General features: G+C 58.2%; 8 protein-coding genes. 4 read left to right on the top strand and 4 right to left on the bottom strand.

Translation table 11 applies throughout. From position 1 onward, the window contains the following. The first annotated feature begins 185 nt into the window (after positions 1–185). The 3 genes from EC9_RS06840 (at position 186) to EC9_RS06830 (ending at position 3,767) form a co-directional block, all read left to right on the top strand. Complete coding sequence (locus EC9_RS06840; protein ID WP_218934643.1) at positions 186–1,403, top strand: HEAT repeat domain-containing protein; 1,218 nt, start codon at positions 186–188, stop codon at positions 1,401–1,403. Positions 1,404–1,687: 284 nt separating this feature from the next. Further along, complete coding sequence (locus EC9_RS06835) at positions 1,688–2,830, top strand: SGNH/GDSL hydrolase family protein (RefSeq protein ID WP_145343491.1); 1,143 nt, start codon at positions 1,688–1,690, stop codon at positions 2,828–2,830. A 34-nt stretch (positions 2,831–2,864) separates the two neighbouring features. After that, positions 2,865–3,767 carry a leucine-rich repeat domain-containing protein gene (locus tag EC9_RS06830; protein ID WP_145343489.1) on the top strand — a complete coding sequence of 301 codons (903 nt, stop codon included), beginning with the start codon at positions 2,865–2,867 and terminating at the stop codon, positions 3,765–3,767. Positions 3,768–4,798: 1,031 nt separating this feature from the next. On the opposite strand, the gene EC9_RS06825 is transcribed toward EC9_RS06830, so the two are convergent. Next, positions 4,799–6,187 (bottom strand): arylsulfatase, encoded by a 1,389-nt coding sequence (locus tag EC9_RS06825; protein WP_145343487.1) that lies wholly within the window; start codon positions 6,185–6,187, stop codon positions 4,799–4,801. A 248-nt stretch (positions 6,188–6,435) separates the two neighbouring features. Here EC9_RS06825 and EC9_RS06820 point away from each other — a divergent pair, with 248 nt between their 5' ends. Further along, positions 6,436–7,947: a carboxypeptidase M32 gene (locus EC9_RS06820; protein WP_145343485.1), complete on the top strand. Its 1,512-nt coding sequence runs from the start codon at positions 6,436–6,438 to the stop codon at positions 7,945–7,947. A 27-nt stretch (positions 7,948–7,974) separates the two neighbouring features. On the opposite strand, the gene EC9_RS06815 is transcribed toward EC9_RS06820, so the two are convergent. From EC9_RS06815 to EC9_RS06800, 3 genes are all read right to left on the bottom strand, one after another. Continuing rightward, positions 7,975–8,838 (bottom strand): esterase family protein, encoded by an 864-nt coding sequence (locus tag EC9_RS06815; protein ID WP_218934642.1) that lies wholly within the window; start codon positions 8,836–8,838, stop codon positions 7,975–7,977. Between the two features lie 87 nt (positions 8,839–8,925). Next, the gene (locus EC9_RS06810) at positions 8,926–10,242 is read right to left on the bottom strand and encodes an EF-hand domain-containing protein (protein ID WP_218934641.1); all 1,317 of its coding nucleotides are present in this window, start codon (positions 10,240–10,242) and stop codon (positions 8,926–8,928) included. A gap of 116 nt (positions 10,243–10,358) precedes the next feature. After that, positions 10,359–13,586: an aminotransferase class III-fold pyridoxal phosphate-dependent enzyme gene (locus EC9_RS06800; protein WP_145343479.1), complete on the bottom strand. Its 3,228-nt coding sequence runs from the start codon at positions 13,584–13,586 to the stop codon at positions 10,359–10,361. Positions 13,587–13,594 lie beyond the last annotated feature (8 nt).

Raw genomic sequence — 13,594 nt, 5'->3', positions numbered from 1 at the left:
GTGGTCGATTATAGCCAGCGAATCGTGGCAGTATCGCGGCCGTGCAAATTTTCTCTTCCGCGACAACCTGGATTCGAGCGTGATTGCCGACGCTGCGTTTACCTATTGCGGATGTTTGGCAACCCACCGATATGCGGTACAATCGATCGCCGCCGAATTCCAATCTTCCAACACCGAGTGAACCGATGTTTTCGATCAAGTTTGTAATCCGTTTCGCCTTGGCATGGCTTGGACTTTTCGCATTGCCAGCGTCTGCCGAGACGCGACAACTGGAATTGCACGCCGCTATCGAATCGGGAGCGGTGAGTGTCCGGATCGATTTTCTCGGCGGCGCGATGGGGGATCGCATGAAGCTCTATCTGCGGAAGCAAACTGCCGGAGACCTGCAACTGAAGGTCACGCCCGGTACGCTTTTTCTGCCTCAAGGGGGCGACGTCCAGCGTCTGGCGGCGGTTGGACTGAAGGGAAAGCTAACGGCTCAGGGAACCTATCGCCGCACCGCCGCGATCGAACTGAACGACTCCAGCGAGCAGGGCTTTCTGATTCAAGTCGTCTGCATCGACTACCACAAAAATTCACCGCCGGCCGGTCAGGCGTTTATCATCGGCGCTGTCGAACCACGCTGCCAGCGGATCTTATCGGTTCGTGGCGACCTTTCGATTTGGGCCTACCAATCGGCGATCTGGATCGACCGGGCAGGAGTCTCCCCTAGCAAATTGCAAGCGACATTCCAAGTCGCCAGCACCGACCTGCAAGCCGCAGCCGATCTATTGAAAGAGGCCGAAGCGGCCGGCGCGGCGTCGCTTGCAGAGGTCGATGTATCGGTCGAAGCAAAAGCATCCGCTCGCGGCATCTTCTCCGCCGATCCCGCCGTTCGGGCTCAGGCCCATGCGGAGGTGCAAACCTTGGACCCCGCCGATCGCGCCAAGCTCGATGCCTTGCTGAAACTGAACGTGTTGCGTGGCGGCAAACTGCCGACGGCGGAGGAGCTGCGTGCGGGGAGCACTTTGGAGAGTCTGATCCCGGCGGGAATCGAGCTGCCAAAACTCGAGATTCCCCAGTCGGTCAACGACATCATGGTGATGGTCGATGCGATCCGCCAACAGGCCGCCGACGGACAGGCTGGCGATAAGATTGCCGATCTGGCGAGCCTGAAACTGCTGCCGCATCTGGCGGGGCTAAAGGCGCGGCTGCCGCTGTTGAGGATCGCCGCGGCGCGAGCGATAGCAAACGTAAAAGATCCCGTCGCGGTCGAAGCTCTGTTGGTCGCCTTGCAAGATCGCGACGCCCGCGTCCGCGCCGCCGCAGCTGCCGGACTCGAGAAACTGACTCAACAGAACTTTGGTGACGACACCGAAAAATGGACAGCTTGGTGGCAAGAGGCCCACGTTTCGTTTGAATAGTGTTTCCCCGTTCCGCACGCGGTCGGCTGAAGCCTCGACTCCAGCGCCGCCAAACATAAATCGTTTAACCGCGTGGGCAACGCCCCGCGTGACTTCCGACGATGGGAACTGGCCGTTCAACGGGCGGCACGCGACTAAACGCTTCAGGAACCTCTCCTCCGCTGCATGCGGCACGTCGCGCGATTTGTAGTTACGATAATCGTCGACACTTTCCCCCACCCCCAACGCTGCCAGTGGGCGATTAGACACCGCTGTCGCTGGCGATCCAACCGTTTTGAGAGCCGATGAAAATCAAGCTGCTGCCAATCGTTATCCTTCTTGTTTGCAATCCATTTCGGACCGGCGAGACTTCGGCGGAAGAGACGTCGACGTGGAAATATACTCCCGCGGCGCTGCAACCGTTTTGGGTTGGCGACCGAATCGAAGGAGAGTCGGTGCTGTTTGTTCGCGACGCGAAAACGGGAGAGGCTCGCGGTTCGCTGCTGTTTCCGATCGCGGAGATCGAATCGGTGAAGAGTTCATCGGGCGAGATCACCTATCGCGAGGGAACCGATTATCACTTCAAACCGGGCACGCGCGAGATCGTTGTTCCCGCCGGATCGCGGATCGTCACGACGCTCCCCGAAGAACTGCGTCGGCCGGCGAAATCGCAACGTCATCAACTAACGCATCGCGATGGCAACGGCGAAATCCTGTTTGGTGCCACATTGGAATATCACCAAATGCAAACCCTGGTGACTTACAAAGCCTCGGAGAAGAACTGGCCCGTGGCGGCGCCGAAGTTCGATCCGGCGGCGCTGCCGACCACGATCGGAAAGCTGCGCGATGAAAAACCGTTGTCGATCGTGTTGCTTGGCGACAGCATCTCGACCGGCTGCAACGCTTCGGGCTGGGGAGGGGGCGCGCCGTTTCAACCCGCTTACCAAGATCTGTTGCTGCAACACCTGAAGACGCACTATTCGCCCAACATCACATTGACCAATCTGTCGATCGGCGGCAAAGCGACGCCGTGGGGCGTGTCGATGATCGATGAGGTCGCATCGCACAAGCCCGATCTAGTGATCATCGCTTTTGGGATGAACGATTCGGCCGGCATCTCCGCGGAAAATTACGGCAAGAACACGGCCGAGATGATTGCCAAGACGCGAGCCCAGTTGCCCGAGGCCGAGTTCATTTTGGTCGCCACGATGCTGGGCAATCGCGACTGGATCCGGTTGAACCACGATGTCTTCCCGCAATACCGCGACACCTTGGCATCGCTCTGCGAACCCGGAGTCGCACTTGCCGACATGACCAGCGTTTGGGAAGAGTTTTTCAAACGCAAAAAAGACGCCGACCTGACGGGCAACGGAGTCAACCATCCCAACGATTTCGGGCACCGCGTCTACGCCCAAGTCCTATCGGCGCTGCTGGTCGATTCAAAATAAGCTCATCAAGGTTCGCTCAATGAAAAGGCGGACAATGAAACTCCATTGCTTGGCGATGTTTGTCGCTATTTTGCTTGCTCAATCGACTCCATTGCACGCCGACACCGAAGCGGCCACCGCACGTCGGCTGGAAGCTTTGGGAGCGAGCGTCGTGCTGAATGCCGATCGGATCGTGGAACTAACGTTTCGCGACAGCAAGCGATTGGAGAGCCAGCAATGGCAGGAGATCGGCAGCCTGACGCACTTGAAAAAGTTGACTGCCTACGGCGGAGCAAAGGGTTTGAACGATGAGACCGTTGGATTTTTGGTGGGGCTGCAGGAATTGGAGTCGCTGTCGCTCGACGGAGCACAGTTGAGCGACGCGGGACTGGCGAAGCTTGCCGAGTTAAAACGACTCAAGCGTGTTAGCTTCTTTCATCTTTCGTTTCGAAAGAAAGGCTTCACGGGAGAAGGGTTTTCTGCTTGGACCGAGCTGCCCCATCTGGAGAGCCTGACCGTGGCGGGGATGTCGATGGGAGATGACGGTTTCCGCGCCATCGCCACGCTGACCAACCTGCGTCAGCTGCGAACCTGGCATACCTACCGGACCGAATCAAGCAATGCGGAGATCGCCAAGCTACCTCACCTGACGACCCTGAACTTAGGACAACGTTTGCCACAGCGAGGTGATGCGCCGCTGAGTTTGAGCGATGCATCGCTGGATGCATTGTCGAGTATCAAGACGCTGGAAACGCTGGAGATCGGTGAAGCTGATTTCCATCTGCCGGCGCTGCGACAGTTGGCGAAACTGCCTCGCCTGAAGCGGCTAAAGATCGATCGGACCTATCTTTCGGCAGCGGATATCGAAACACTGAAGGCAGCTCTGCCAAGGGTTCAGATTCGATTTGCGCCATTGACCGAAGACGACCGTCAAAAACTCGACGCCTATCTGAAGTAAGGCAACGAGTACTCCAGCGGGACCTCGACGGGAGAAGCAGCGAGCCGTTTTTTTGAAAACGCTAATCTGCACTGATCGACACTAATAACATGGCCTCAACTATTTGCACTTGTTTATTCAGATCGCTCGCCCCTCAAAACCACGTGCATCTGAATCAGTGAAGATCAGTGAAGATCAGCGAAGATTAGTGTTCCGCTGTTCGCCCCCCACACGCCTCGAACAATCAGCGCGTATAGCGAACGCGATGAAAAGACACGCCGACTGGCCTGCCCGCTGACCGAAGCGTCTTGCATTCGAGCAACGCGGATCCAAGGAACCGAACCAGCTGCACTTTGAAAACGCTGATCTTCACTGAGCGACACTAACAGCACTGCCTTAACCGTCTAAATCAGATCGCTGGCCCTTCAAGACCGTTTGAATTTGAATTAGTGAAGATGAGCGAAGATTAGTGTTCCGCTGTTCGCCCCCCACACGCCTCGAACAATCAGCGCGTATAGCGAACGCGATGAAAAGACACGCCGACTGGCCTGCCCGCTGACCGAAGCGTCTTGCATTCGAGCAACGCGGATCCAAGGAACCGAACCAGCTGCATTTTACAAACGCTAATCTGCACTGATCGACACTAATAACATGGCCTCAACTATTTGCACTTGTTTATTCAGATCGCTGACCCCTCTAAACCACATGCATCTGAATTAGTGAAGATGAGCGAAGATTAGTGTTCCGCTGTTCGCCCCCCACACGCCTCGAACAATCAACGCGTATAGCGAACGCGATGAAAAGACACGCCGACTGGCCTGCCCGCTGACCGAAGCGTCTTGCATTCGAGCAACGCGGATTCGAGGAACCGAACCAGCTGCATTTTACAAACGCTGATCTTCACTGATCGACACTAACAACATAGCCTCAACTATTGAAATTGCTTGTTCAGCTTGTTGGTCCCCCTAAACCGTTCGTATCGGGATCAGTGAATATCAGCGAAGATTAGTGTTCCAACTTCGTTTGACGAGCGATTTGCCATGTCGCCGAAACTATTTGCCTCCTTTGAACTTCCAATGTTCCGATGGCTGATGCGCCGACAACATGATCGCTTTCGCTTTGGCGACGAGTTCGGGATGCTCTGCGGCGACGTTCTTCTGTTCGCCGCGATCGCTAGGTAGATGGTAGAGCTCGATCTCGCCTCGCTGCTTCTTGTTCAGGTTCAACTGGACAGCTTTCCAGTCGCCAAAACGAACCGCTCGCTTGCCGCCACGCTCATGGAATTCCCAGTACATAAATTCGTGAGGTTCTTGTTTATCGTCATCGCCTAACAGCGTGGGAACCAGCGAAATACCATCGATCCCGTCGGGAGTCTTGGCTCCGGCAAGCTCGCAAAAGGTTGGCAACATATCCCAGTGAGCGGAGATGAGATCGGAGGTCGAACCGGGCGAGATCTTGCCGGGCCAACGGGCGATCAGCGGAGCGCGGATGCCTCCTTCGTACAGGTCGCGTTTGTATCCGCGGAACGGTCCGTTGCTGTCGAAGAAGTCGGGATCGTGACCGCCTTCGCGATGCGGACCGTTGTCGCTGCTGAGCATTACGATCGTCCGCTCGTCCAGATCGAGTTCTTTCAATAGCGCGATGATCTGTCCGACTTGTTCGTCGACCAGCGTCATCATGCCAGCAAACGCAGCGATCGGATTTTTCACTTCGGGACCGGCATACTTGCCGATCTTGTTTTCAAACTCAGGAAACTTCTCGCGGAACGGAGCGATATAGGACTCCGGCGCATGCATCGCAGCGTGCGGGATCGCGACGGGAAAAAACGCAAAGAAGGGCAGGTCTTTGTTCTCGCGAATGAAGTCGAGCCCCTCGTCGCCGATCATCGTGGCGGTATAGGCCTTGCCGTCCAAGGGAACGCGTTGGCGATTCTTCCAGAGATGATCGGGATAATAGTTGTGAGCTTCCCGCTGGCAGTTGTAGCCGTAGAACAGATCAAAATGTTCAGCCGGATCGCTCGCCGATCCCGGCCCGCCGAGTCCCCACTTTCCAAACGCGCCGGTTTCGTATCCAGCTGCACTCAACAAACGCGGCAGCGTCACGATATCGGCTGGCATCGGCGCTTGGCCCTCCGGCTTGATCTCGCGATTCCCACGCACATAAGCGTGCCCCGTGTGAACACCTGTCATCAGGCAACAACGCGTCGGAGCGCAGACCGTGCTTCCGGAATAGTGCTGCGTGAACTTCATCCCCTCAGCCGCCAGTCGATCGATGTTAGGCGTTTCGAATTTTTTTTGCCCATAACAGGAAAGATCGCCGTAGCCCGCATCGTCCAACAAAATGTAGACGATGTTGGGATGCGGCTGATCAGCCGTTGCGGCGAGCGCTGCGAGAGGGACGATCCAAAGTGTCAGCAGCAAAAAAAGAGGGCGAGTTTTCATCGGCATGAAGAATTTCGTGGGGTGATACAAAAAAATTTCCGATCGCGATGGCCACCGCGAACCGACATTGACTGATACCAGACGGGGCCACTGATAATTGCCCAGTCTAGCATAGTTGTTGATGCGACGGATCGCATCTCGATTGCCAGCGGGCGAGCCAGGTTTTAGACTTGCGCATCGATCCACCGGCGGCGCCGGATGCTTTCCACACTGATTTTCGAGCCTCTTGTCCAACGAGTCACTTCCGAATGAATGGCAACGAAACCTTTGATCAACTTGCGAAATTCACACGTGAAACCGCACTGCTCGAATCGATCAGCTACAACCTGGAATGGGATGAGCGAACGTACATGCCGACCGGTGGCCGAGCCTACCGCGCCGATCAGGTGACGTATCTGGCCGGGATGACGCATCGTCGCCGCACCGATCCGCAGATGGGAGATTGGATTGCGGAATTGCAGCAGAGTGAACTGGCCAGCGATCGACACAGCGACGCGGGGGCGACGATCCATCGCATCGGTCGCGATTTTGAGCGGGCGTGCAAGCTGCCGCAGGATCTGGTCGAAGCGCTTTCGCGAGCCACCGTTGTCGGGCAGCAGCGATGGGAAGATGCTCGCAAAGCGGACGACTTCGCAGCGTTCTTGCCCGCCTTGGAAGAGATCATTCGCCTCAAGATCGAATCGGCCGAGCGATTGGCCGACGGCGGTAATCTTTACGACGCGCTGTTGGATGAATACGAAGAAGACGCTAGGTCGGAACAATTGACCGAAGTCTTTCGCGACCTGCGCAGCGAATTGGTTCCGTTAGTCGCGGCGATCCGCGACTCGAAGACTCAACCCAACACCGATCTGCTGCGACGAAACTTTCCCGTCGACGCACAGCGTGCGTTTTGCAAGCAGGCTGCCGAAGCTGTCGGTTTCGATTTCACCCGAGGCCGGTTGGACGAGACCTCGCATCCGTTCTGCACCAGCCTGGGACCAAGCGATTGCCGAATCCTAACGCGTTACGACGCGCACTGGTTTCCGGGAGCACTGTACGGAACGCTGCACGAAGCGGGACACGGGATCTACGACCAGGGACTGCGTGGTGACCAATTCGGTTTGCCGCCGGGAACGTATGTCTCGCTAGGAATCCACGAATCGCAATCGCGGATGTGGGAGAACATGGTCGGACGCAGCCTGCCTTTCTGCCAGCACTTTTATGGTGAACTGCAGCGGACGTTTCCCGAAGCGTTGTCGGATTTCGACGTCAACGCCTTCCACTTCGCCGTCAACACGGTCGAGCCTAGCTTGATCCGCGTCGAAGCGGACGAAGTGACTTACAACCTACACATCATCATCCGCTTTGAACTGGAACAGGCATTGATCTCCGGCGACCTGAAACCGAAGGATCTGCCCGACGCTTGGAATCAGAAGTATCAGGAATACCTGGGGATCACGCCGCCAAACAACGCCGATGGCGTACTGCAAGACGTTCACTGGAGCGCCGGGCTGCTCGGATATTTCCCAACCTATACGTTGGGCAATCTGATTGCCGCCCAGTTGTTCGACGCCGCGGGGGAAGCGCTCGGCGATCTCGACGCGATGTTCGGCAAGGGAGAGTTCACGCCGTTGCGAAGTTGGCTGAACGAAAACATCCATCGCCACGGACGCGTCTATTCGCCAAACGAATTGGTCCAACGAGCGACCGGCAAACCAATCACATCGCAACCGTTGGTCGGCTACCTGAAACAGAAGTTCGGCGCGTTGTACAACCTTTGAGCGCGTGGCCGCCGCGAAGGCTGGCAGCTACCGTAATGCAAGCTTCAGCCACTGGCGGGCCCGCTGTCGATAGCGACTCTCGCGGTGCATCCAAAGGTCCATGTGTGGATGCCGATAGGGACCTTCGGGGATCGCGAACAATTGTTTGGTCGGCACGTCGAGGAACGTGAACGCCGCTAGATCGCGATGATCGATCAAGTAGTTGTCGCGGATCGCGCTGGCCCGCGTGCTGCTGACTAAAACGGGGCGGCCGCGGAGGCGGGCCAATCGCTGCAGCGCCGATTCGCGGTCGCTGTCGGGATAATTCCATTGCCGCTCGCCGTCAAAGTGGTCGTGGGTGAACATCCCTTTCCAGAAGCTGGCGATTTCATCATCGGCGAGTCCGATGTAGCTAGCCGCGATCGCGCCGCGTGAGAATCCGCAGATGAACAAGTTTTCGAGGTCGCCGCCGAATTCAGCGCACACGCGAGGCAGGTTCGTCTTGCAGTAGTCGACCGTCGCCTGGCGATCGCCCCACCAGGTCACCGCGTTCTCTTGCCCGCCGACTGCGACGCAGGGCATGACTACCCAGATGAATCCTTCGCCACCGCTGATCCCATATCCGAGGTTCGCATCTTTCACTTGCCCGGTGGAATGCGACGGCGGGAATTTGTTGCCGGTGTATTCGACGATCACCGGATATCGGCCGCCGGGCTTCCAATCGACGGGCAGGTACAAAGCGTGATGGACGTTTGTGCCAGCATATTCCGCGGCGACTTGGCGGACTCGTCTACCAGCCGCGGGTGAACCGTCTTCCATCGCAGGAGTGATCAGATCGTCGTTTGCTCCCGCTGCCAAGCCGGCACCGCAGACCGCGATGAGCCAAACGATGGACGTAATCCGTGCACGCAACTGAAGACTCCAAATTGCTCGGCGAATCGGTAGCTTGAACGCAGATCGACGGGGCGTCTCTTTGAGCAATGCACCGCTTCGGCCGGACTAACGCGTCGACTTCGCCTTCAACCAGCTGGCATATTCTTCGACGGTGATCCGGGCGTCTTTGTTGGCGTCTGCGGGGGAGATGTCCAACAGCATGTCCTTCCATTCCGCCGCCGTCAGCACGCCGTCTTTGTTCTTGTCGCTGCGTTCGATGATCCGTTTGGCATAGCCGACATATTTGGGATCCAACGCGGCGCCGGAACCAGTGGCGGCAGGTTTGCTGGTGGTCGACGTCATCGCGGACTCCGAACGGGACGACGGGCTGGAACTGCTGGAGACGCTGCTCCCTGGCGACACTCCCGATTCGACGGCGCTGTAACATTCGCTGGCGGTGATCACGCCATCGGAATTGAGGTCGAATTTGAAGAAGTCGCTGATCAGATCGTCGTTCCAGACCGAAGCGTATTCGGCCATCATGACTTGCCCGTCGCGATTGCTATCGCGTTCATTGAACCAGCCGGGCAGGCCGGCATCGGATTCGGCAGCGATCCGGCGATAGGATTTCCGGCCGCCGAAGGGATCTTCGTCGCTGGCCGGTTTCTTTTCCGGTTCGCGCTTCGATTCCCTGCGACTTCGTTCCTCCTTCACCTCCTCTTCGGCCACGCGTCGGCGGGCGTAGCGAACGGCAAGTTCCGCGGGGGAAAGGCGGCCGTCGCCGTTGCGGTCGAAGTCCAGCGGATTGCCGAACCAGTTTCCGCTCATCTCCTCTTTGTCGAGGTAGCCGTTTTTGTTGCGGTCGTAGCGTCCCATCCGTTCGGCCGCGGTCCGTTCATCGCCGGGAGTCACGCGGACGGCAAATAATTCGCCCACGCTACCAAATCCTGGCACGGGATCGGCGGGAGCTTCGGGTTCGAACCCCATCACCAGCTGATCGACTTCCATCGCCTCATCGACTTCGCGGCGTTCTTGGTCGCGGTCTCTTCCGCGATCGCGATCGCTGCCACGGTCGCTGCCACGCCCCGAATCACGCTGGCCGCGCATCTTTTCAAAGCCCTGTTTTAACGCGTCCAACGAAATCGGTTTGGACGAATCGATCTTGGGATTCTCGCGAGCCATCCGGTCGATCATGTATTTCGCAGGGCCCTGCATTTCATCGGTATCGATCATCCCGTTGCCGTTGCGATCGAGCCGGTCGATGAAGCTGGAGGGATCGCCGCCGCCTCGGCCACCACGTCCGCCGCGGTCACCACCTCGATCACCGCGGTCCCCACCACGATCGCCACCGCCTCGACCAAACGGCGGTTGAGACCATCCGTCGGAGGCGATGATGGCGAGCAGGCAAGCCAACGAACCGATGAGAGCTTGTCGAGAGAACATGCTGAAAATCCTAAGGGCAACAAAAAACTGGACGATCCCACAACCAAGGCGCAGGACGCCACCGATTTTAACCCTGGTCGGGCCGCAGAGTTCCGAAATTGTGGCGGAGGAATTCGCTATTGCTGGCCGATGGCTGCATATTCGGGGGCGGGAGTGCTTTGCGGCGGTTGCAGCATCGCGAGACCTTCGTCGATCGATTGCTCGATTTTTACTGCCAATTGCCGCACGAACGGATCGACCATCAGGCCGGCCGGGTAAGCTTCCATGCGGTGATATTCCGCCCCTTCGACAGCTTCCAGTTCCGCTCCGAGATGGCATTTGTAATCGCGGCGGGGCCGGAAATGAACGATCCGCCCCGGGTAGGGCTTGGGAACATACGCCTCGCAAATCGCGTCGTGCTGTCGCCACAGATCGGCCATGTTGACCGTCGCCCCGATCCGCCGCGGTTTCTTTTTCGAGAACATTCGAGCGATCGAACCCCGCCAAACCTTGGTGCGGACGCCCAGCGAATGGAGCTTGGACGATAGGAACAGCCGTTTTTCCTGCGAATTCAGCAGCAGGAAGTTCCGCAGGTGGAATTCGACGCGCTGGCGGCCGTAGCTGAGTTTCGTCGCCGTGGTCGGATTGGTCGATGGAGCGGTCATCCAATTGTAGGTCTCGATCATCGCCAGCATCGCGACCTGTTCGCCAGCGGCGGTCAATTGTTGCGCAATTTCGAGCGCGACGGTGCCGCCGGAACAATAGCCGGCCAATAGATAGGGCCCGTGCGGTTGGACTTCGCGAATTTCCCGCACCAATCCGGCGGCAAACTCTTCCAACGTATCGGCGATCGGCAGCCCCAAGACGCCGGGCGAATTGAGTCCATACAGCGGCTGGTCTTCTCCCAAATGATCGGCCAACGCGTGGTAGATCATCGTCAATCCATCGGCGGCGGGAGTGCAGAACAGCGGCGTGCGATCGCCTTCGGGCTGGATCTCGACGAGCGTCGAGATCCAAGAATCGCTGGCGGGCGAGCTGACCGCAGGTAAAGCGACGCTGCTAGCCTGCGTCGCTATCGACTTTTTTTTTTCGTCGGATTCGCAAACGTCCGACGCGGCAACGGGATCGGGGAAGAAACCGCCGCGGCGGATCTCCAAGCAGCTCTCCTGAACCGCATTGATCACGTGCGCGATGTCTTCATCGGAATGTTCGGTCGAGAGGAAACAATTGTCTCCCCAGCCGCGAGTGAAGACGCCGCGATCCAACATGTGGAAATACAACATGTCGGCGTATTCCAGATCGGGCGGGAACATGAATCGGAACTGCGAAGCGAATTGAGCGACGCGGATCGGGAACTGTTCGCGTTCAAAAAATGCGTTTAACGTTTGCACCAGACGCGTTGTCTTGTCGGTCAACTGGCGTTGCAGCGCGGGCCCTTCCTCTTTCAGCTTCATCAGCACCTGGTGCGCCGCAGCCAGCCCCAGCGGGTGCCGGACAAATGTACCGGCGAAGAAGGTCATGTCGGCTTCGGGTTCCGAATCGTCTTCGAACTTCCACGTGCCGCCATCGAGGGCGTCCATGTATTTCCGCGAACCGGCCAATGCACCGATCGGCATCCCGCCGCCGAGGATCTTGCCGTACGTCGACATGTCGGCCCAGACATCGAACCATTCTTGAGCGCCGCCTTGAGCGGCTCGGAATCCGGTGATCACTTCGTCCATGATCATCGCCATGTTCTTTTCGCGAGTGATCCGGCGAATCGCTTGCAGGAATTCCTTGGGCTGCAAAAACGGATCGGCACTCTGGACCGGTTCGATCAGGACCGCGGCGATCTCATCGGATCGCTGTTCGAGCACCTGCAGGGCTTCGGGCGTTCCGTAATCCAGCACGATCGCGTTGTCGGCAAACGTTTGAGGGACTCCGGGAGCGGCGGGGGAGGAGATTCGGCGGTCGCCGATCCGGCTGGATCGACACAAGACTTGGTCGAAGTTGCCGTGGTAGTCCTTATTAAAGTAGACGAACTTCGATTTGCCGGTCACCGTCCGAGCCAATCGCAGCGCTGCCATGACCGCTTCGGAGCCGGTGCAGCAGAACGTGGCGCGTTCTTTACGCGAGAAGTCGCACAATAATTGAGCGACTTCGCCAGCGATCGCCGACTGCGGGCCAACTTCCACTCCGCGATCCAATTGTTCGTGCAACGCTTTGGTGACGAAGTCGGGGGATTGGCCGAACAGGTTCAATCCAAAGCCCATCGCGATGTCGACGTATTGGTTTCCGTCGATGTCCCACAGCTTGGAACCCTTGGAGCGTTCGACAGCGATCTGATAGACCATCGATTTCCAGATCCGGCGGTATCCCGCCACGCCGCGCGGATCGGCAAAGTGATCGCGGTGCGTTTGAGCGTGCTGGCGTGATTTGGCGGTCCGCCGCGTGAAGCGGTCCATGAATTGATTCAGGTGCTGTTGCTGTTGGTCTGTCAGACCGTTGTTGGTCCCTTTGCGAACCGGTTTGTAGGGACCAAAGCGTTCGAATTTGTTGACAGGCTTGGGAGCCGGGGCGATCGCCGCGGTAGCGTCGCTAGCACAAGATTGCCCGTTGTTAGACGCGCAGCTTTGGCTGGCACCGGCGTCGATGGCGACTGGCGATGGAGCGGGGGCTGCCGGTGCGGCGGCGATCGGTTGTGATGCGGGCTGCGGCGCCGCGATGGGCTGCGGCGCGGGAATCGTTGCCGCCGGCATCACGGGGCTGGCGGGCATTGGTTGCCCGGTGAGCATCGCCAAATGAGAAGCCATCAATGCGTTGTGTTGCAGGATGATCTGTTCGACTCCACTGACGCTGGCCACTGGTCCGCTGTAGGCGACCGGTGCGGCAGGGGCTGCGATCGGCGTGCTGGGAGCCGCTTGCAACGGTTGCGGTGGCGCTGGGATCATCGCCGTGGCAGGTTGCGGCGGCGCTACCGCGGCAACCACAGGAGCCGTCGGCGCGGCAGGTTGTGCTTCGGCCACCGGGGCGGGAGGTGTCGCCACAGGTTCCGGTTGTGGCGTTGGTTCCGCGACTGGTTCTGCGGCGACTGGCGCCGGCGTTTCGGGAGCGGGAGCTGCTGCGGGGGCAGGCATTTGATCGACCAAGTGGGCGATCAACGCATCGACCGACGTGACCTCTTCGATCAACTGGCGGAACGAAACCTTGACCGAAAACCGCTGTTTGATCTCTTGGCTCAACTGGATCAGGAACAACGAATCGAAGCCGAGTTCCATGAAGGTCGCGTCGCGATCGAGATCTGCGATTTCATAACCGGTCCGCTCGCGCAGCAGTGTCGAAAGCGTGTTTTCAACGTGGGTAAAACCGGGGTCAAGTCGATCCATTGCTATTC

It is taken from the genome of Rosistilla ulvae (assembly GCF_007741475.1).
Classification (GTDB): domain Bacteria; phylum Planctomycetota; class Planctomycetia; order Pirellulales; family Pirellulaceae; genus Rosistilla; species Rosistilla ulvae.
Note: the sequence above shows the minus strand (reverse complement) of the source record. Positions and strands in the feature narration are given on the sequence as shown.

Bases quoted from the DNA above. Each gene is read 5' to 3' on its own strand.
- EC9_RS06810 (WP_218934641.1), bottom strand. From the start codon at position 10,242: ATGTTCTCTCGACAAGCTCTCATCGGTTCGTTGGCTTGCCTGCTCGCC.
- EC9_RS06825 (WP_145343487.1), bottom strand. From the start codon at position 6,187: ATGAAAACTCGCCCTCTTTTTTTGCTGCTGACACTTTGGATCGTCCCT.
- EC9_RS06840 (WP_218934643.1), top strand. From the start codon at position 186: ATGTTTTCGATCAAGTTTGTAATCCGTTTCGCCTTGGCATGGCTTGGA.
- EC9_RS06830 (WP_145343489.1), top strand. From the start codon at position 2,865: ATGAAACTCCATTGCTTGGCGATGTTTGTCGCTATTTTGCTTGCTCAA.
- EC9_RS06800 (WP_145343479.1), bottom strand. From the start codon at position 13,586: ATGGATCGACTTGACCCCGGTTTTACCCACGTTGAAAACACGCTTTCG.
- EC9_RS06820 (WP_145343485.1), top strand. From the start codon at position 6,436: ATGAATGGCAACGAAACCTTTGATCAACTTGCGAAATTCACACGTGAA.
- EC9_RS06835 (WP_145343491.1), top strand. From the start codon at position 1,688: ATGAAAATCAAGCTGCTGCCAATCGTTATCCTTCTTGTTTGCAATCCA.